Origin of the sequence: Tenacibaculum discolor (genome assembly GCF_003664185.1) — a bacterium.
In the GTDB taxonomy this organism is placed as follows: domain Bacteria; phylum Bacteroidota; class Bacteroidia; order Flavobacteriales; family Flavobacteriaceae; genus Polaribacter; species Polaribacter discolor.
The window spans coordinates 10,497-30,880 of sequence record NZ_RCCS01000012.1 but is presented as its reverse complement, the minus strand read 5'-3'; the positions used below and the strand labels follow the sequence as shown (position 1 = coordinate 30,880).

Annotated in this window: 12 protein-coding genes; 8 read left to right on the top strand and 4 right to left on the bottom strand. The window is 32.5% G+C overall.

Features of this window, described 5'->3' with window-relative positions; genetic code table 11:
• Positions 1–65 precede the first annotated feature (65 nt).
• From C8N27_RS15570 to C8N27_RS15545, 6 genes are all read left to right on the top strand, one after another.
• Positions 66–824 (top strand): Rossmann-like and DUF2520 domain-containing protein, encoded by a 759-nt coding sequence (locus C8N27_RS15570; RefSeq protein ID WP_121148705.1) that lies wholly within the window; start codon positions 66–68, stop codon positions 822–824.
• Positions 808–1,335 carry a KdsC family phosphatase gene (locus C8N27_RS15565; protein ID WP_121148703.1) on the top strand — a complete coding sequence of 176 codons (528 nt, stop codon included), beginning with the start codon at positions 808–810 and terminating at the stop codon, positions 1,333–1,335. Before C8N27_RS15570 ends, C8N27_RS15565 begins: the two co-directional genes overlap by 17 nt.
• 45 nt (positions 1,336–1,380) lie before the next feature.
• Positions 1,381–1,806, top strand: coding sequence for a DUF2147 domain-containing protein (locus C8N27_RS15560; RefSeq protein ID WP_237270749.1), 426 nt, complete (start codon positions 1,381–1,383; stop codon positions 1,804–1,806).
• A 68-nt stretch (positions 1,807–1,874) separates the two neighbouring features.
• Positions 1,875–2,363, top strand: coding sequence for an RrF2 family transcriptional regulator (locus tag C8N27_RS15555; RefSeq protein WP_317125082.1), 489 nt, complete (start codon positions 1,875–1,877; stop codon positions 2,361–2,363).
• A gap of 65 nt (positions 2,364–2,428) precedes the next feature.
• Positions 2,429–3,151 carry an iron-sulfur cluster repair di-iron protein gene (ric, locus tag C8N27_RS15550; protein ID WP_121148699.1) on the top strand — a complete coding sequence of 241 codons (723 nt, stop codon included), beginning with the start codon at positions 2,429–2,431 and terminating at the stop codon, positions 3,149–3,151.
• Between the two features lie 2 nt (positions 3,152–3,153).
• Positions 3,154–5,373, top strand: coding sequence for a nitric-oxide reductase large subunit (locus tag C8N27_RS15545; protein WP_121148697.1), 2,220 nt, complete (start codon positions 3,154–3,156; stop codon positions 5,371–5,373).
• Positions 5,374–5,428: 55 nt separating this feature from the next.
• Here the strand turns inward: C8N27_RS15545 and ygiD are convergent, their stop codons facing one another.
• The 3 genes from ygiD to C8N27_RS15530 all read right to left on the bottom strand — a co-directional run bounded on the left by ygiD (position 5,429) and on the right by C8N27_RS15530 (position 7,499).
• Entirely contained in the window at positions 5,429–6,259 is an 831-nt protein-coding gene (ygiD, locus tag C8N27_RS15540; RefSeq protein WP_121148756.1) for a 4,5-DOPA-extradiol-dioxygenase, read from the bottom strand.
• A 135-nt stretch (positions 6,260–6,394) separates the two neighbouring features.
• Positions 6,395–6,970 carry a YceI family protein gene (locus C8N27_RS15535; protein ID WP_121148695.1) on the bottom strand — a complete coding sequence of 192 codons (576 nt, stop codon included), beginning with the start codon at positions 6,968–6,970 and terminating at the stop codon, positions 6,395–6,397.
• Positions 6,971–6,986: 16 nt separating this feature from the next.
• The gene (locus tag C8N27_RS15530; RefSeq protein WP_121148693.1) at positions 6,987–7,499 is read right to left on the bottom strand and encodes an NAD(P)H-dependent oxidoreductase; all 513 of its coding nucleotides are present in this window, start codon (positions 7,497–7,499) and stop codon (positions 6,987–6,989) included.
• 111 nt (positions 7,500–7,610) lie between these two features.
• Here C8N27_RS15530 and C8N27_RS15525 point away from each other — a divergent pair, with 111 nt between their 5' ends.
• A complete protein-coding gene (locus tag C8N27_RS15525) occupies positions 7,611–7,967 on the top strand; it encodes a winged helix-turn-helix transcriptional regulator (RefSeq protein WP_099213874.1) in 357 nt (118 codons plus the stop codon).
• 426 nt (positions 7,968–8,393) lie between these two features.
• A complete protein-coding gene (locus tag C8N27_RS15520) occupies positions 8,394–8,669 on the top strand; it encodes a hypothetical protein (RefSeq protein ID WP_099213875.1) in 276 nt (91 codons plus the stop codon).
• 933 nt (positions 8,670–9,602) lie between these two features.
• Here C8N27_RS15520 and C8N27_RS15515 read toward each other — a convergent pair.
• The gene (locus tag C8N27_RS15515) at positions 9,603–20,384 is read right to left on the bottom strand and encodes a LysM peptidoglycan-binding domain-containing protein (RefSeq protein WP_121148691.1); all 10,782 of its coding nucleotides are present in this window, start codon (positions 20,382–20,384) and stop codon (positions 9,603–9,605) included.

The following is a 20,384-nucleotide window of genomic DNA, read 5'->3' as shown; positions in this document are numbered from 1 at the left end:
CTTATACAATCATAATGGAACAAATATGCGAAAATATTTTTAATTAATTTCAATATCTTCGTGCTATGATTAAAGTTGCCATTATAGGAGGCGGTAATGTAGCTACACATTTAGCCAATGCTTTTAGTAAAACAGACGAAGTATCGTTGGTGCAAGTATATGCTCGAAATATAGAGCAAGTGGAGCATTTAAAAGAAGTTACTTCTATTACAAATAGCATAGAGCTTTTAACAAAAGCTGATGTATATATCATTGCTGTTTCTGATGATGCCATTGGTGATGTTTCTCGTAAAATTGAACAAAAAAATGGTTTGGTGGTACACACTTCTGGTAGTGTCGCTATGCAGTCGTTACAAAACACTGGACGTAAAGGTATTTTTTACTTATTACAAAGCTTTTCTAAAGACAAAGAGGTTAACTTCAATGAAATTCCATTTTGTTTAGAAGCTGAAAATGAAGAAGATTTACAGTTGTTGGAAACGCTTGCTAAAACTATTGGAAAAAAGATATACCGTATCAACTCAGAACAACGTAAACGATTACACGTGGCTGCCGTTTTTGTAAACAATTTTACCAATCACATGTATAAAATTGGTGCTGATATTTGTAATAAACACCAAGTTCCTTTTGAAGTATTACTACCATTAATTCAAGAAACAGCTCAAAAAATAACCGAGTTGAGTCCTGATGCAGCACAAACAGGCCCTGCTAAAAGAAACGATCAAAAAACTATTCAAGATCATTTAGCATTGTTAAATGCCGAACAACAAGAAATTTATAAACTTATTACAAAATCAATCCAACAAAATGGAAAAGAGTTATAAAGAATACTTACCTCAAATAGACACTTTTATTTTTGATGTAGACGGAGTATTAACTAACGGAATTGTAACCGTTTTTCCTGACGGACAATTGGTACGTCAAATGAATATTAAAGATGGATATGCCTTAAAATCTGCTGTAAAAGCTGGTTACAGGGTTTGTATTATCTCTGGTGGAAAAAACGAAGGTGTACGCACACGTTTAGAAGGTTTAGGTATTACCGATATTTATTTAGGAGCTCATAATAAAATTCAACAGTTTAATGAATTGGTTGAAAAATACAAATTGAATCCTGAAAATGTAGTGTATATGGGAGATGATATTCCTGATTATCCTGTAATGAAACTTGTTGGTATGCCATCTTGCCCTAACGATGCGGCTCGTGAAATACAACAAATTTCAAAATACATTTCTGATAAAACAGGTGGTAACGGTTGTGCTCGTGATATTATAGAACAAGTATTACGTGTGCAAGGAAAGTGGGATAGCAACTTTGACGCACAATACGATTAATTGGAATACTTTTTGAAAACGATATACTATTAAAACTTTTAAATTATGAGAAAAATACTTTTTGCTTTATTATTTACAACCGTTAGCTTATCTATGAGCGCACAAACTATTTTCGGAAAATGGGAAAACCGAAATGAAGAAACCAATAAGGTTGATTCTGTAATTGAAGTATATAAAAAAGACGGAAAGGCATACGCTAAAATTGTAGAAATTACTGACAAGAACCGTCAAGAAGCTGTTTGTGATAAATGTAGCGGAAAGCGTAAAAACAACCCTATTTTAGGAATGAACATTTTAACAGGATTAAAAAAAGATGGTGACGAATGGAGTGGCGGAAAAATTTTAGATCCTAAAAACGGAAAAGAATACAAGTGTTATATTAAACTTGAAAATAACAACAAGTTAAAAATTAGAGGTTATATAGGTTTTGCTGCCTTTGGTAGAACAGCTTATTGGCACCGAAAAAACTAAACACAAAATAAGATTCAAAAGCATCATTTTTTAATGGTGCTTTTTTTATAAAAAAATAAAAGACTCTAGTGTCTTTTTTAAAGAAAACTAATATCTTTGTAGCATATTATTTTTATATGTTTTCAAAATCTTGTGAATACGGTTTAAGAGCAACTATTTTTGTTGCAGAACAATCTAGCTTAGATAACAAAGTTGGTGTTAAAGCCATCGCTGCTGCTATTGACTCTCCAGAAGCTTTTACAGGAAAAATATTACAAATTTTAACGAAAAATAATATTATCGACTCTATTAAAGGCCCTTATGGTGGGTTTGTAATTAACAAAGCCGACCTTAAAAAAATCCGTTTAAGTGATGTGGTTCGTGTATTAGATGGAGATAGTATTTATACAGGTTGCGGATTGGGTTTAAAGCAATGCGACGATAGCTCTCCCTGCCCTCTCCACTTTAAGTTTGTAGAGATTAGAGATAATTTGAGAAAAATGTTAGAAGAAAACACACTCCACAATGTATTATACACCCAAGATAAGAAGAATACTTTCTGGTTAAAACGGGAATAAAAAAATTTACAATAATAAAAGATAAAAAGGTCTTTTTATTATTTATAAATATAAACTGAAACAAAATGGAAATAAATAACAACACAACAGTGGCAGATATAGTTGCAAACAACTATAAAACAGCTACAATTTTCAAACTATATGGCATCGATTTTTGTTGCAATGGTAACAGGACTATTCAAGAAGTTTCAACAAAGAAAAATATTGTTCCAGATACATTAATCAATAAACTCATCCGAATTGATAAAGGTTCAAAATCTACTAACGATTATCAAAACTGGTCATTAGATTTCTTGTGCGACTACGTCTACCAAAATCATCATACCTATGTAGAAAAACAAATTCCTGAAATTTTAGAGTACTTAACTAAAATAGCTAAGGTACATGGTAACAACCATCCTGAGCTACACGAGGTTTTGCTACTCTTTAAAGAAAGTGCCGGAGAACTTACCACACATATGAAAAAAGAGGAACTTATTTTATTTCCTTTTATAAAAAAATTAGTTACAGCTAGTAACAGCAATACAACCTTTACTCCTCCTCCATTTGGTACGGTAGAAAACCCTATAAACATGATGCATACTGAACATGATAATGAAGGAAATAGATTTAGAACAATTGCAGAACTAACTAATAATTATACTCCTCCAGAAGATGCCTGTAACACTTACAAAGTTGCTTTAGCTATGCTTCAAGAATTTGAGGAAGACTTACACAAACACATTCATTTAGAAAACAATATTCTATTTAAAAAAGCAATCAAATTAGAAAATAAATTAAATAATTAATAATGAGAAAAATTTGGACTGGATTTATTGCAGTAGTGGTATTATCATTTATTGCATTAATATGGGTAGGTACAGAAATTTACCAAACCCAACCCCCTATACCTGAAACAGTAAAAGTTAACGGAAGTAATGAAACTATATATACAAAAAAAGATATTCAAGATGGACAAAATATATGGGAGTCTATTGGAGGAATGGAAGTGGGTTCTATTTGGGGACACGGAAGTTATGTAGCTCCAGACTGGACAGCAGATTGGATTCATAAAGAAGCTGTTTATTTATTAGACTATTGGGCTAAAAAAGACTTCAACAAAAATTATGATGCTTTAGATGAAGAAAATAAAGCTGCTTTAAAAGCACGCTTGGTAAAAAACATTAGAACTAATACGTTTAATGAAAAAGACCAATCAATAACAATTTCAAAAGAGCGAAAAGAAGCTATTGAAGCAAACGCTGCACACTATGCGAATATCTTTTCAAAAGGTCATGAAAAATACGCTATTCCTGAAGGTGCTTTAACCGATACTGAAAAACTAGCTAAGCTTAATGCCTTTTTATTCTGGACTTCATGGGCAGCCAGTACAGAAAGACCAGATCAGGAATATACCTATACTTCAAACTGGCCTCACGAACCATTAATTAACAATACAATTACTCCAGATTCTCAAATTTGGTCTGGGTTCTCAATAATTTTATTACTACTTTTTATAGGTGTACTAACCTATTATTACATCCGAAATCATGAAAAAGGAGAAGCAGTAACAAACCCAAGCAACAACCCTTTACTAGACCTAAAACTATTTAGATCTCAAAAAGCCGTATTAAAATACTTTTTAGTCATTTCACTCTTGATCGTATTACAAGTTGTTTTGGGTATTGTTACTGTACATTACACAGTAGAAGGACAAGCTTTCTTTGGTTTTAACTTATCTGAATACCTTCCGTATTCAATCTCTAGAACATGGCATACACAACTTGCTGTATTTTGGATTGCCGCTACCTGGTTAGCAACAGGATTATTCTTAGCTCCAATTATTAGCGGTAAAGAAATGAAGTACCAAGTTTTTGGTATCAATTTCTTATTTATTGCCTTATTAATAATTGTACTAGGCTCTATGCTAGGAGAATGGTTAGGTGTACACCAGTTTTTAGATTTAACGACTAATTTCTTCTTTGGTCATCAAGGATACGAATACATGGATTTAGGTAGATTCTGGCAAATTTTCTTAGGTATCGGTTTAATATTATGGGTAGTTATGGTTGGTAGACATGTGCTGTATGGTATCCGTAAAAAAGACGACTCAAAACACTTGCTTTCTATCCTATTAATAGCTGTAGTTGCTATCGGTATGTTCTTTTTCTCTGGATTAATGTATGGAGAAAACAGTTCATTACCTGTAATTAATTATTGGAGATGGTGGCTCGTACACCTATGGGTAGAAGGATTCTTTGAGGTATTTGCTACAGTAATTATTGCCTATATTTTCTCTCGAATGAAAATTATTTCAACACATACAGCAGGCAAAACAGCTATAGCTTCTGCTACTATTTTCTTAGCAGGAGGTATTATTGGTACCTTACATCATCTATATTATTCAGGAACACCTGTACAAGCCATTGCTTTAGGAGCTACATTTAGTGCTTTAGAAGTAGTACCATTAACCTTAATGGGGTTTGAAATTAGAGAAAACTGGAATTTATTAAAAAAGAATGCTTGGATTCAGCGATATAAATGGCCTATTTTCTTCTTTATTGCGGTTGCCTTTTGGAATATGGTAGGTGCTGGTGTCTTCGGATTTTTGATTAACCCTCCTATTGCTCTTTACTACATCCAAGGGTTAAACACTACAGCTGTACATGCTCATACTGCTTTATTTGGAGTGTATGGTATGTTAGGTATGGGCTTTATTTTAATCTGTTTACGCTTGTATTCAAATATTTCTTGGAACGAAAAACTGGTAAAAAATGCCTTTTGGTTTTTAAATGGCGGATTGATTTTAATGGTCATCTTAAGCTTACTTCCAGTAGGTATCATTCAGGCATATACTTCAATTACCAAAGGATATTCTTTTGCTAGGGATCCTGAATTATTATACAACCCTACAGTGCAAACCTTAAAATGGATGCGAATGATAGGAGATATTGTATTCTCTCTTGGTATTGTGTGTTTCTGTTGGTTTGTAGCTAAGACAACGATTAACGCTATAAAACAAAAATCTTAACCCTCTTTACTTTATAAAAAGTCTGTGTAGGCCTCATCTATACAGACTTTTTTTATTACCCTATTTTCAGCGAGGTCATACTTAAAGAACCAGCCAATAACTTGTCATTAAAAAGCTGAACCTCTTCATTTTTTTGCTGTAATCCTAAACTGTAAATTAAAGGTAAATAATGGTCTGGTGTTGGAATTGCTAACTGAAATGCTTTTGACTGTTTTGTATAGTTAATCAATGGTTTAAAATTCCCCTCTAGCAGATGTTTATTAACAGTATCTCTTGTTTCAATAGCCCAATCATATCCATAATCATCCTTATCAAAATTCTTCCAATCAACTAATCTTAGATTATGAACAATGTTTCCGCTGCCAATAATTAACACACCTTTTTGCCTTAATGAAGCTAGCTGTTTAGCTAATTCAAAATGATAATTGGCATCTTTGGTATAATCAATACTCAATTGAATTACAGGTACATCAGCCTTCGGATATAAATGTTTTAATACAATCCAAGCACCATGATCTAATCCCCAATGCTCGTCTAATTCTACAAAATTAGGATGCAATAATTGTTTTGTTTCTTTAGCTAACTCAGGATTTCCACTAGCAGGATATTGTTGTTCAAATAATTCTTGAGGAAAACCGCCAAAATCGTGAATTGTTTTAGGCATTTCCATCGCAGTTACTTTTGTCCCTTTTGTAAACCAGTGTGCCGAAACACAAATAATCGCCTTGGGCTTGGGTAGTGTTTTTGAAATATTTTTAAAGCCTCTCGTAAACTCGTTTTCTTCAATAGCATTCATAGGGCTCCCATGTCCCAAGAACAATACTGGCATTGTTTGAGAAGCCGGCAAACTATCTGATAACTTTTTTAAACCATTAAGTATTCCCATACTCAAATTTACTGATGCTAACCCTAATAACTGTAAAAACGTTGTTCGTTTCATAGAGGGATTATTGATTACTTATATAATTAAAAACATACCCCAAACCAACGTTTGAGGTATGCATACAATCTTAGTTGGGTTTTAAAAAACCAAATCAACTACCAAATCAAACTCGTCGTAAATTGCTTTATCTTTTAAACCATCAAAAAAGCTAGTAGAACCATATTTTACATTATACTTTGTTCTATCAATTTTTAATGAAGCTGTTGCTTTTCCTCCATACACAGAAATTTCAAAAGTTACAGGATTCGTTTTATTCTTAATAGTCAAATCTGCTGTTACTTTGTATGAATTTTTTCCTTTAGCTTTCACCTTGGTAAAAGCCAATTTTGCTGTTGGATGATTATTTATACCAAAAAAATCATCTGATTTTAAATGTCCTTCTAATTTCTTTTGGTAATCTCCTGATAAATCTGTTACCGCAATAGACGTCATATCTATTACAAACTCCCCTCCTACTAATTTGTCTTCATCAAAGTGTAAGGCTCCTGATTCTAAACTAACTGTTCCTTCATGAGAGCCAGTTACTTTATAACCTTTCCATACCACTTTACTCTCTTTAGTATTTACTTTCTTTATTTCTTTTGTAATGGTAGTAAACGATAGTGTTGCAAATGCTATTAATACTAACACTAAAGGATTTTTAAAATTTTTCATTGTTTATAGGTTTTAATTAATTTAAGATTAGATCTGCGTATTGTTTTGAGTTTACTTTAATATCTTCAAGCTTTGGGTTGTCATTTGCTCCGTAAAACACATGCGATGGCAAAACTTCTGATCCGCAAAACTGAAACGAAACGGTTACCGATTTTAATAAGTCTTCTAAAGATACAAAACTATTATAGGTTTCCTCAGTACCTCCTGTTGATACAGATAAACGGAATTTCTTTCCTTTTAACTTATCTCCTCCTGGACCAAAAGCCCAACCATAGGTTAACACTTCATCCATCCATTTTTTTAATAAAAAAGGTGTATTGAACCAGTGTAACGGAAATTGAATAATAATACTATCATGGCTCAATAGTAGCTCTTGTTCTTTTGCTACATCAATGTTTAAATCTGGATACTCATTATATAATTGATGAATTGTTACTTTATCATCGTGCTGTTGCAACTCATTTATCCAAGACTTATTTACGTTTGATTCCTCAATATTTGGGTGTGTTACAATTACTAAGTGTTTCATTCTTTTATTTTTACTTGTTTTTTATATCACAAAAGTATGTATATTTGCTATACAAAAGTAACTACTATACTTTAGTATACCAGTATACAAAAGTATACCAACCCAATAAACATGGAAACAGTTGTTCAAATGGAAGAGCTAAAAAGGTGCTCTGTTCAATATGTATTAGCATTAAGAGATACTTTAAATGTAATAAGCGGAAAATGGAAACTATCTATTATTGGTAGTTTGCTATACGGAAAAATGCGCTTTAAAGAACTACAACGAAACATCGGTAAAATTTCTCCGAGAATGCTATCTAAAGAATTAAAAGATTTGGAAGCTAACGGAATAATTAAACGTACCATTTACGATACTAATCCTGTTACTGTTGAATATGAATTAACAGAATCTGGAATGCGATTACATACTACCCTAGATGTTATGGTTAAGTGGGGAATTGAGCATAGAGAACTAACCTTAAAATAGTACTTCTATATTCTTCTACCTAACATTACATAACGTCATTACGAACGAAACGCGGTGAAGTGACGTAATCTTATGAATGGAAGTTACTCATAAACACCTACTTTCATTTTGTCTTGATACAAAACGAAATAAAAAATAGGTCGGCGTTTATCTATACTCTTCTCAACCTTCTCGCAATGACGATAATAAAATGTCATTTCGAACCGAGCGCTAGCTAAGAGTGAAAAATCTAATTATTCAGGAATACTCATAACTTTGAGACCTCTCATATCCATTCGAGGTAACGGTAGTCTATAAACAGGTTACTCCCTCCCCACTCTTCACAACTACAAAAAAACACTTCGGAAATCCGCATTTTTTCCTGCATATATCACCTTTTAAATCTTTATTCAAATAGATAGTTTTGTATACATAAAATCATGAATTATGGAAGAAGTAGTTTTTAAAGCCTTGTTAACTAACACCAAGTTTAATAGAATTGATAATTTTATTCAAGAAGTAATTAACAATAATAAAAATAATGGTGCCACCTATGAAGCAGTTAGAGAATCTATTATAAAATTAGTTTTATATCGATTTATTAAAATAGACACTAATGCTTCTAACGATTGTATTCTACGAGAAAATAATTTTTATCAAGCACGCGAATTAGGTAGTGTGAGCTCTTGGTTAGAAAAACGACGTACTTACGAATACTCTTAATAAGATTTCTTACTCTTTAAAATAAAGACAATATCAAACTATCACTCCGAGTGAAATTTACAAAATGTAGTGAAGGAAATTTTGTATCGAGAAGTACTCGGTAATAACAAGCTTCTCGATACTATTTTGTTCCACTACGTTGCACAAAATCACTCGAACTGACATTTAAAACGTTATTATGAATGGAACCTAGTGGAGTGATGTAATCTCATGAACAGAAGTTATTCATAAACGCATACTTTCATTTTGTCTTGATACAAAACGAAACAAAAAATCAAGACTTATTTTTCTTCTTTTGAATTCTACGTTGTATTCCGTATTCGAATCCAGAACGTAAACTCTTTGGATTCTCTTCTACTCCATAACCTCGAATTCTAGCAAAATAAAAATAGGTCGACGTTTATCCATACTCATCTCAATCTCCTCGCAAAGAGGAAAACCAACAAATAATAACGTCATTTCAAACCGAGCGCTAGCGAAGTGTGAGAAATCTCATTATTCAGAATTACTCATAACATTAAGATTTAGCTTAGCTGAACCTTACGGTTTCTCGCTAGCGCTCGAAATGATGGTAGTAAAGAATTAGGTTGCTCTCTCCTACTCTTTTAATAAAGTATGAGAACACCTTACTTTTTTTATGGTTTTTCAAAAGGTTAAAAAACGCTAACAAGCTATTTTTAAAGAATTTAAAACAACTAATTATGTTACAAAACATTTTAAACTTAGGATTAACATTAACAAAAAAAGAACAGAAACTTGTTAAAGGTGGTGCTTTACCTACTTGTACTGTATGCTTTGACTTTTGTAGATCGCAAAATTTTCAGACTAAAGAAGAGTTTAGTGCTTGTTTTTATGATTGTAAACAAGACCTTTGTTAAACTCAAAAGCGGACTTTCGTCCGCTTTTTTTATCTGTTCTCTTTTAAAAACTATCTTATAAGTTATTTATGTTCTTATATGGTAGTACTAAGTTTGATAATTGTATTAGTGGTAAGTTAGCGCCTTCTACCTCAGAAAATACAGACAAATCAAATGAAAAATAAGCATCTGTTGTTGCTGGTTTTTTGTTTTCGTACCATTTTTCTAATGCTTTTGCTAACTGACATACAAAAGGTGTAGTAGAAGTAATTTCTCCAGAACATCCTTCATTTGGTATTGTATAATCTTTAGGAATATCAAAAGAGAAAGGTGTATATAATAATATTGGTAATTGAACCGGAGGTAAATCACTTCCTTCTTTTTCTTGTAAATAATAATTCCAATATCCTGTTATTTTAATTGTTTGTTGTTGTAACTCATCATACGTAAAGAACGTTTTAAAGAATGTTGCCAAATGCTCTGATAAGGATATGGTGCTTCCTTTTTCATCTATTATTTTAGCAATATTAATTTCTGTATTATTACTAAGCAGCGGTATTAATTTATTAGAAAATCTAATTAAAGGAGTTCTATAAATAAACTCAGGGTTTGTAGGGTTATCTTCTACTAATCCTTCATTTCTAATTACCGCTATTCCTGCCCAAGTATTTTGGAATTGTAATACATTTAATCCGTTTACCTCAACCGTTCTATTTGGTATTTCAAAAGAACAAGGGTACCCTAAGTATTCCTTTGTTTTAGCTTTAGGGTCTTTTACGTACCAATACGAGTTTTCAATAGGCGTTCCAGATTCATCCGTTGCTTGTACTCTTGTATAATTTTTTATGTTGATTAATGGTGCATTAGGTATCTCAGCCAAACTAAATTTATTCAAAAATAACTGTCTGTCTATTTCAGACATATTTTCAGGCAGTACTATACTTACTACTAAACGCTTACACTCTTTTCCTCCTTGGCAATCGCAGGTAGTAGTAAAATACGAATCTTCATTTTGCTGTATAATAAAATTATATACACTTGTAGGCTCTTGAGACTCTTGAGTTTTTACTAGAGAAGAGTTATTAGAAGCTGCTATATTATTATTGTTATTATTATGTTCACTCCAAGCTACTGCCAAATTATTAGTTATCTGCACCATTGCTTTCATTGCAGAAAATGCTTTGTTAAGGTTTGAATCAGTTTCATCTGATGTAGGAGATATAAGAGTTAAATACTTAGTCATATCATTTAACACCGACGACCATACACTCACCATTTGTGCCATATCGTTAAATAGGTTTCGAGAACTAGCTTTGCGTAGGCTTTTATTGTTTTTACTATCAAAAGTATTAAACCTAATATCTGAATAAATTTGATCTTGAGCTGCCTGATCTTCGGAATAGGTATAGGTAAAATTCCATTCTGATGCTTTTTCAAGAGTTTCTTTCGTTGTATTACCTACTACTGACACTGCTTTACCTTCTTGAGTTGTTAGCGTTGGTGGTTTTGGGTAATTACGAAGAACTATAGGAATATCTACTATACCTAAAGATTGTTGTAACGGAGAATTATCAAAATTAGGCTCTACTGTTTCAGCTAAATTAACAGGTACTATAAACGTTAACCATTTTGAAGCTTGATAGCCTTTTACATCTGGCACATCTGTAATATCAAATTCAACATGGGTAATTTGATAATCCATACCTAAAGCTACTGAGGTAAATTCTTTGGAATTTTTAGTAGAAAAGATAAAAGATATATCTGATGTTTTTTCTCCGTCTTCGTAATCTAACTGTATTTTAGCATTTGAAATTGAATATAGTTTACTATCTCCTTCTGCATTATTAACAATACTTGGAGTACCATACAAACGAGGAGCTATTTGATTTGCTTCTTCTCTTGCTATTCCAGACTCTGCTGTAACCTGCATTTGTACTACTGCATTAACAGAATAGGTGTTTCCTAACTGAATGAGTAATTGTTGTTTGAACTTTTCTTGAGCATTTAATTTTCTTGCTTCATTTACTTCTGGTGCTGTAAGAATTGGCTCTACCTTAGTTGAAATGGTTTCTGCTAATAATGATTTAGCTTTGGTTATAGCTTCAAGGAAAGATGTAGCATCTGTATCTAAACCTTTTAAAACTTCTTCTTCTTCTTTCTGTTTTAATTGGTCTACCAAAAATGCTGGTACTGCATATTCTGAGCTTAAGAAAAGGTCAATTGCATCCAAACATTGTTTTCCCCAGATATCCATATCAACATCTGTAAAATTCTTTACTGTACCTTTTTCACAATCTAGTCCTTTACCTGTAACATAAGAGCATATTGGAACATCTTTTTTAGATACTAAACTGGTAGAAATTGGTAACGGTGCATAGAAAGATGCATTTAATAAACTATATGTATAGATTTTTATTTTATATGAGCTGAATTCCTCATTGGTCAAAACTCCTTGCAATGCTTCATCAAAACTAGCCTTACTCATATATATGGTTCCTACTAATGGAGTAAGTTTATCTACTACAGAATTAGGAACTCCTGATTTTGGTAGTTTCGAAATTGAATTGTTTGTAAGCTCATAAGATCCTGCTGGCTCAACATTCCAATAAATACCGTTACCAGGTTTTAGCCCCATTCTTACAATGTAAATAGATTCATTCTTCTGGCTTCCAACCAACTCTTTATCTATACCTGTAGTTACTTTAAGTACGTATTCATTTTCTTGATAGAAAGTCTTTTCAAAATTAACGGCAAATTCTGTTAGTGAATGATTTTGTGTTTTTTCTCCAGCACTATTTTCCTCTCCAAGAGTTGGAACATACGTATTAGGTTGAACCAAGGTACTAGTTGAAGTAACCGATGGGCTATCTTTAAAATCGTTGTTAACAAAAGAAAGATCTCTTTCCATACGTAATGCTACTGTTAACTCAAAAATAGAAGCTGTTTCTAAATTTTCAATAGCTACTGGTTGTTTTATTGAACTCATTGTTGGAGCCGTAGGAACTGTTTTACAGTACGCTACTGCATATAAATAAGCGTAAATTTCTTTTACAAAATTATTAATTGGTTCTAAACTTACATCAGTTTCAACCCCTGGAAGTAGTGAAGTACTTAAGGTTAGGGTTACTGTATTCTGATCTTTTTTATAGGGATTAAATTGATTTATTTGATAATATATATTGGTATATACAGCTAAGTCATGTAATGCATTTTTTTGATAATCTGGTGCATCTGGATTATTAGGATCAGACACACAAGGTTTACCATCTGTATTTTGATATCTTGTAATATCAAAAGAGAAATTTAATAACAACTCTCTGTCTGTATCATTTTCTAATTTTACATCATAGGTAATAAACAAACTTGGCCACTGTGAGAAACCTTTTAATTCATCAAGGTATCCTACTTGCACTGGTGGATTATTAAGTGGTGATTTTGTGTTTAGCGCTGGATTGTTAAATGGTGTTACGGTTTCATTACCATAATAATCTACCCAATCAAAATGTATTTGTAATGTGTTTCCTATACCTCTATAAGGGTTATCTTCTTTTTGAGGGAATCCTTCTGGGTAAGAATTATTAGGGTTATCTATTGCATACTGTGCTATAGGAATTACTTGATTATAGTTCCAAACAGAGTTCGCATTTTCTTCATCGGTATTTGCAGGACCAGAAGGTAAACCTACAATACTTTTGTTAAAATATCTGTTAGCTACTATTTGATAGTTTAATAAATTATATAGATTATTTAAATAGGTTTCTGCATAGCCAGCACTACTTGGGTTATCTGGTGGAGTACCTGGGTTTGTACGACTTAACTCAAACCCTGCTGTACCTTGTTGAATTGATGATACTTTATGTACTACCTGATCAACTATTGTAAAGGTTGTGCTTACCGCAAAAACAGCAGCATCTTTAATTATAAAAGATAGTGTATCAACATCTATAAAGTAATAACTAGCAATGCTTTGTAATGTATTACCTGGAGTACCCTCGCCTGTTGTTATCTGGTAAGTAACTGTAGGGATTTCTATTAATTCCCATACAGCTAAATCATCCCAATTATCAATATCTGGATTAAGATTTTTTACATCATTTGAATCAACCTTAAAATACTCTGCTATGGCTGTTAAATTATTAGATGGTGTATCTGACGGAAGACCAACTTCATATTGCAACCCGTTTAAAATAATTGGTTTTGCTGATGTATTAAGTTTTACATCTGTTTCATTAAGTTTAGCTAACTCGCTAATTAATATATTATATTGAGAGGAAATGCTTTGTAGCGTTTCATTTGCTAAAGTTGTTGTGTAACTTAAATCTCTTTGAGCTTTAGACTCTGCATAAACGATAGAAGATGAAGTATCTATTTTATCTCCTGTTATAGCACAGTTCATAAAATCTTTAAGAATATTATTGTATGAATTACTATAAGTAACCAGTAATGAAATTGTTCCGTTTCCTGAACTGTCAAAAATAGTATCAGGGAAACCTGTATTTCCTTCAATTTCATTGTATAATAAATAATATCCTCCAGATCTTGTAATACTACACTCCCATAATAGTTTTACAAAATCATATAATGAATTTAAAACTCCGTTAGGTTTTTCAGATTCTTCTACTTCAAGACCTTTCTGTAATGATTTTAATTGTACGGGATTTGTTTCTGTTGATAAATTAGATTGAACAATAAACGTTTTCATATTTAGGTTTCCAACAGAAAGTAATCCATCACTTCCTTCATATAACCACTGTATATCTTCAATTATCCCTTGATTATTATTAGAAGAATTAGGGTTTAAAACTCTTAATAATCTTTCTAAAATCTGTGTTCCTGACTCATTTGCTCCTATTAACTCATAAGTAAATGCACTTGTACCCGGAGCAGTATCATCTGCTTGTTTTTTAATATCTATTTCTAATAGTGTAGACCAACCATAATACTCAGAGTTTTTATAGTCCATAACTCCTGTTGCAGCATTATACGTTCCTATTTGAATATCCATTGCTGTACCAGCTCGTTTTGGCAACGCCATTTGCTGTAATAAACCTGATGGGAAATTCCATATTAAAGGAGAAACTTCTGTTTGGCTTCCTAAATTACCATAAGGTAGATTTACCTCTCCTGAAGTACTCCATTGTGTTACGGTTTGGAATGTATATTGCACTGGAGTTAAATTATACGGTGTCATAGCTGCCAGTTTTAAAATATCTGGCTCAATACCTGTTTGCTGAGCATAATTAACTACTGTTGAGATTTGCGATATATCTTCTGCAGTTAATTTTATTGGTAATGTTGCTTTTTTAGGGTCTCCAGAAGGAACTTCTCCATTAAACTGTAACCAATTTAATGTAGTATTAATTAAGTTGATCGTAAATCCTTCTTTAACATCGCTTGGAACTTCAAACTGTTGTCCTGTTAATTGGTATAAAGCACAATCATCACCTGTACATGGAGAGTTTGCATTGAGTGTTAATCCTGGTAAGGTAGTTGGTAACCTCATTCCATGAAGTTGGTATCGAGATACCATACCCGATAATTGTGTATATGAATGATTTGCTTTAAAATAATCTAATATACTTTGTACGTCTAAACATCTTAATTCTGGAATATTTACTGTACTGTAATTATCTGAATTATAGAATAAATCATTTAATTGTTGGTTATGATAGTTTGCTCCTAAAACTTCTGGAGTTGTACTATATTTTTGAGCTATTTTACCTAGCGTTTCTGCATCATCAGGATTGGTAAAAGTTATTGTTGTGTGTACAAAAGGTTGAACTAACAATACTCCTAGTGGCTGTACTTGTAATGATTGAATTTGTGTATCATTAGCAAGGTCATTTACCGTTACCTTATTAGTAGGAGTACTTAGTTTTTTTGTTATACCTGTTAGGGTATCTCCAGGCACAATAGTATAAGTAACATTATTATAAACAAATGAATTACCTACTATAAACAGTCCTGGTACAGATTGATTTTGTAGTAATAAATCTGAAACTGAAATATTATTAAATACGGTACTAGCTATTCCTGCAAAAGTATCTTCACTTTTTGCTGTATAGTTTGTAGCTGCTATAGTTAAGTTTGCTTCAGTAGTTAGAAGTGTATTTTTTTGAAAGCTTAAATCATTGGCTAAATCTGCTACTGTAGTTTGTAACCCTGTAGCTACCTCATTAATAGTATCTGTAGGTTTTACTGTATAAGTCTTAGAGTCATACGTAATTTCTTGAACTTGTAATACTCCCGGAATGGTTGCATTTTGTGTAATCAGCAATGCTATTTCTAAGGCGTATTTAGCTCCAATAGAAACAAAATTATCACCATCAAGAATAGTATACATTACTCCTGTAATATGAACATCAACTCCTCCATTTAAAGGGTGAGATTGGTTCGCTTTAGAAATATCACTTATCTTAACAGTATTTGTTACTCCATTAGAAGTACTAATATTATTTGCCCAGTTTGCCATGGCATTTAGGCTATTACCTTTAGATAATGGATAAGTATAGTTTTTTAATGCGTCTTCTGCATATCCTATAAGTTGTTTTCCTATAAGTACAAAGTAGTCTTCAAAAACAAATGTTGATAATGAATGTTCTACTGCTGCACTTTTTCTCAAGGCTGTATTAGCATTTTCTTCAGATACTTTTACTGCGAGTTCATTAAACCATTTTTTAACTTCAGATAGATATTCATCCGTTGCCATATTATAGGTACTGAAATTCACATCAACTCCGGCGTCTGGAACAGATAGTTCTAAATCGAAAAACATCGGAAATACAGCTGCTGTTTCAGGTTTTGAGCTTTCTGTTACATTTTGAATGTTTACAGCCTCAAAAGTATCTTCAAGGAATGATAATAATTTATCTGTAGGAATTGGTAATGGCGTATTTTCGTTTGATAATAGTGCTAATAAGACCTGTAAATCGGTTTCTGATACTGCTAATCCGTCAGTTGTAGTTCTTGTACTTTCTGTTGCTGTTTCTTCTGCATAGTTTTGTATTAACCATCTAAAAAAATCTTGACTTAAATACTCAAACGAAGAAGTAACTGTGCTATCAGGGTTTTCAGCATCAGGGGCATCAATCCATAGTGTAGTAACATACTGAGCTTTCTGGTTTTTTAAATCGCCATTTTCCGATCCAGCTACTGTTAGGTGTGGAATTAAATAAATATTAAGTGTAGGCGCTTTCTCTTCTGCACTTACTACTAATTTAGAGTTGTAATGTATTGGTTTTATAGGCAGCTCAATTAATCTACTTGATTTTTCTGCGTATACTAAATAGTTACCATCAACAGATTCTGAAAGTTGTCTGTTCCATGGAGCCATACTTGTCTGATCTGTACCGATTGTAAGATCTGTTCGTATTTCTGCTTTGAAACTAAAGTTAATTTTAATAGAGAATATTCCTAAATTTATTTTTGCTGAAACTCTTACATCTACTGAGGCTACAATAGCCAAAGGCATTTTGTTGTATGCTTCTAAAATTGCTTGTGCATATACTTTTACTGTAATATTTACAGATGCCGAAATAATTCCAAAATCTAAAGAACCATACAATTTACCAATTAACCCAAGTGTACCTTGTAACCAATAGTAATAAGAAGTTTCTACTTCTGTTTTATTGTTTTCTTGAAGTGCTCCTTGATATGGATGGTATGTAGCAATAACTCCTTCTAAAATACCAAAAATTGTAATGCTAAATCCAGCTTTTAGTACCCCGTAGTTAACACTATATCCAACACCTACCTGTAAGCCTATTCCAAAAACAATTACTGGATTAAAATTACCATAATTTGTTTGTGGTACTTTTTTGGTTGTAGCACTACTTAATTTTCCGAAGTAAAAACCTCCTGACCCCATTGCTGGAATTCCTGGTGGTACAATAGCTTGTATAGTGAAGGATCTTGAAAAATCAAGTTTATACGGAAATCCTATATCTACCATAAAATCACCATTGGTATAAATGGCCAAGGCAATAGAAGGAAGTGTGATATTGACTGCACCAAACTGTAAGTATCTTAATGCATCTGGTAGTGTAAGCGCTATTTGATATACTCCTACTCCATCTGAGATTTTTTTATACATAATCTCAAAATCCAAGCCTGCAAAAATTTTGGCTTTATCACCTGCCATTGCAATTCGTAAACCGTATAAATTAGGATCGTTGAATACGGCTTGCATTTCTAATGTCCATACCGGTTTTTCTTTGGTACCAACATTAAGGATTCCAAAATCGGTTCCTATTAACCAATTTGAATTTTCATTAAATGAAAGTAAAGAGTTTCCTGAACCAGGACCAATAGGTACTTTGCCTTTTTCTGGAGTATCAAATGCTTTTTCCATAGCATCTGTAACTTCTTTAATAGATTGGTATTGAGCTGCATTATTTAGCTCAACATGTTGTCCCATTGCTAATAAGCGTAACTCAAAATACTGTGTTCCTTGACCAGGAACTTCTGGCATATCTTTTACATCTTGTCCTTTTTCTTTGTTAAAGACATTACTGTCGTTAATTGCTGGTACTACTGAACTACCATCAAATGCTATTTGGACACCTTGTGCATTTTTTGTTAGCTTAATACCGTTGATTGTAATGAATACTAAATCAAGACTTTTTGGTAATTTATAATCTACTACTACCTCTTTGGTATCTAAATTATAAGTAACCTTAAATCCGTCTAAACTTATTTTATTGAGTATATCCCAAGGAGCATCTAATTCAAAGTTAGGATCGAACAACATCTTCATAAATGAGGTAAGTAACGACCCTACACTCCAGTTTTTAATCTCAAAAATGATAGTTCTACTTTCTCCCGCAACATTATATTTAGCAATGAATCCTTCCCATTCAATCATTAATAATTGGTCATCACCATCAAAATTATAACCAATCTTAACTTCTGCATTAAAGTATTCAAGTAAAACACTTCCCATTACACCACCAGAGTATTGCTTTCCTGCTGCTTTAGTTGCATCAAACTTTAAGGCTAACGCTGCAGCAATATCAATTCTCTGATTAATTATAGGAAAAGTGAACTTCCACTCTATGCTCGTTTTAACTTCATAAGAACCTTTTTCCTCTCCATTTGGAATATCTGCGGTTAAATCAAAACTAGTAATTGACAAATCTGCTGGTAAAAAACTAGTAGGTAACTCAAAGCCTACTTTTTTAAACAATCCGTCCATCAGTTGCCCTAAGTTTAACTTGTCACCTGCAGGCATGTTTATACTTAAATCCCACCCACCATCTTCTGTTGAAGAATTATAATTTACTGCTGATTGCAATCTTAAATCTCCTATAGAGAAAAGACCACTAATAGCAGCTGTATATACATTTGAACCTGTTCCTGTTACTGGAGAAGTAGAGGTAAGTTGTAATGCTGCATCAGTTAATGATATATTGGTAATAAGGTTCATTTCAATATCTCCTGATGCAAAAAATGCATAGTATTTACTATTGATATCCATATCAATACCAAACCCTGTAAATACTACACTTACCAAACTTTCTGGTATTTTTATAAAACCGCCTGTTATGGCTGCTAATAAATCATTGATTGAAACGGTTCCATCAAAAGCTGCTGATAAAGTAAGATCAGAAGTAATTTCTACATCAAAACCTCCTTTGAATATGGTTGGAAAAAAATCTGCTCGAGCTGAGAAAAAAATACTTTGATCATTAATTGTTCCTGGCCCTGTAACTAACCAATTTACATCAAATTCTTGAATGGTAAAATTATCAAAAAGATTCCACGCTCCATTAGACCCTACTAATGTTGATACACTATTAATACTTAGGCCATCTGTAAAATCGAGTGAAGTACTAAATCCTTTAAAAGCTATACTGTTTAAAAACTGTTGTAATGTTGGAGGCACAATTGTAAACCAATTGTTCCCAGCCATTAAAGAAAATAAATTTAAAGGTGTTACTGGTTTATTAGGGTCTGATGTTACATTAATATCAAAAGCAGAAGATTCTGTAATTATCCCTGCGCTAAAATCCATAGAAATATCATCTCCTAGGTGTAATGTGAGTTGAAAATATAGAACTGGAGTCTGTGTTTTTTCGGTTTCTTCTTCAGTAATACTTAAGATAGTATCCATATCTGAATCTTGACTTACAAACTCTTCTATTGTTTTAATTTGAAACCCTACTCCGGGGTTACTTACCTCTAAAAAACCTAAAGAAATTACAGTAGCATCTATAGCTACATAAAGATTCATTTCTGGGTAAATAATATCTTCATTATTAACAGCAGAAGGATCTAAACTTCCTACTAATGCTAATCGTGTACTTGACGACCAAAATGTAAAAAAATCCTCTACAGGTTTTAACCATTTGGTTAGTGTAATAAGAGATGCAAAGTTTTGCCCCATTACCAAAGGTACAGTTTGATTTTGCCATGAAAATTTTGCAATATCTTCTGTACTAAAAATAAAAGCTGGAGAACTATATGGAATATTATCAAATACTCCGCCCGTCATGTATTTCCAACTGGTTTCAAACTTCCAGTTATTTAAATCAATCGATATTGTAAATTGAGCATCGTTACTTTCATTAACAGTAATGATTAAAGTAACTTTGGTATTTGTTTTATCTACATTAAGTATTGTAGCCTTAGCATTTTGTATTGTTAAAATATTTCCTACTGGCTCTGGAATTGTGGTACTAGATGTATCAATTAATAAAAATTTCCCTTCAGCCAACTGATATCCTTTAGTTAACAATTTATCCAGGCCTTCAGGAGGTGTTAATTGAGAATTCGTAAAAGTAACTGCATTAATAGTGATATTACCATTATTGGTAGCTGCTTGTTCTCTAAAAGTGGTTGTAAGGTTAGAAAGACTCAT

Bases quoted from the DNA above. Each gene is read 5' to 3' on its own strand.
- C8N27_RS15570 (WP_121148705.1), top strand. From the start codon at position 66: ATGATTAAAGTTGCCATTATAGGAGGCGGTAATGTAGCTACACATTTA.
- C8N27_RS15565 (WP_121148703.1), top strand. From the start codon at position 808: ATGGAAAAGAGTTATAAAGAATACTTACCTCAAATAGACACTTTTATT.
- C8N27_RS15560 (WP_237270749.1), top strand. From the start codon at position 1,381: ATGAGAAAAATACTTTTTGCTTTATTATTTACAACCGTTAGCTTATCT.
- ric (WP_121148699.1), top strand. From the start codon at position 2,429: ATGGAAATAAATAACAACACAACAGTGGCAGATATAGTTGCAAACAAC.
- C8N27_RS15545 (WP_121148697.1), top strand. From the start codon at position 3,154: ATGAGAAAAATTTGGACTGGATTTATTGCAGTAGTGGTATTATCATTT.
- ygiD (WP_121148756.1), bottom strand. From the start codon at position 6,259: ATGGGAATACTTAATGGTTTAAAAAAGTTATCAGATAGTTTGCCGGCT.
- C8N27_RS15535 (WP_121148695.1), bottom strand. From the start codon at position 6,970: ATGAAAAATTTTAAAAATCCTTTAGTGTTAGTATTAATAGCATTTGCA.
- C8N27_RS15530 (WP_121148693.1), bottom strand. From the start codon at position 7,499: ATGAAACACTTAGTAATTGTAACACACCCAAATATTGAGGAATCAAAC.
- C8N27_RS15525 (WP_099213874.1), top strand. From the start codon at position 7,611: ATGGAAACAGTTGTTCAAATGGAAGAGCTAAAAAGGTGCTCTGTTCAA.
- C8N27_RS15520 (WP_099213875.1), top strand. From the start codon at position 8,394: ATGGAAGAAGTAGTTTTTAAAGCCTTGTTAACTAACACCAAGTTTAAT.
- C8N27_RS15515 (WP_121148691.1), bottom strand. From the start codon at position 20,384: ATGAGTCTTTCTAACCTTACAACCACTTTTAGAGAACAAGCAGCTACC.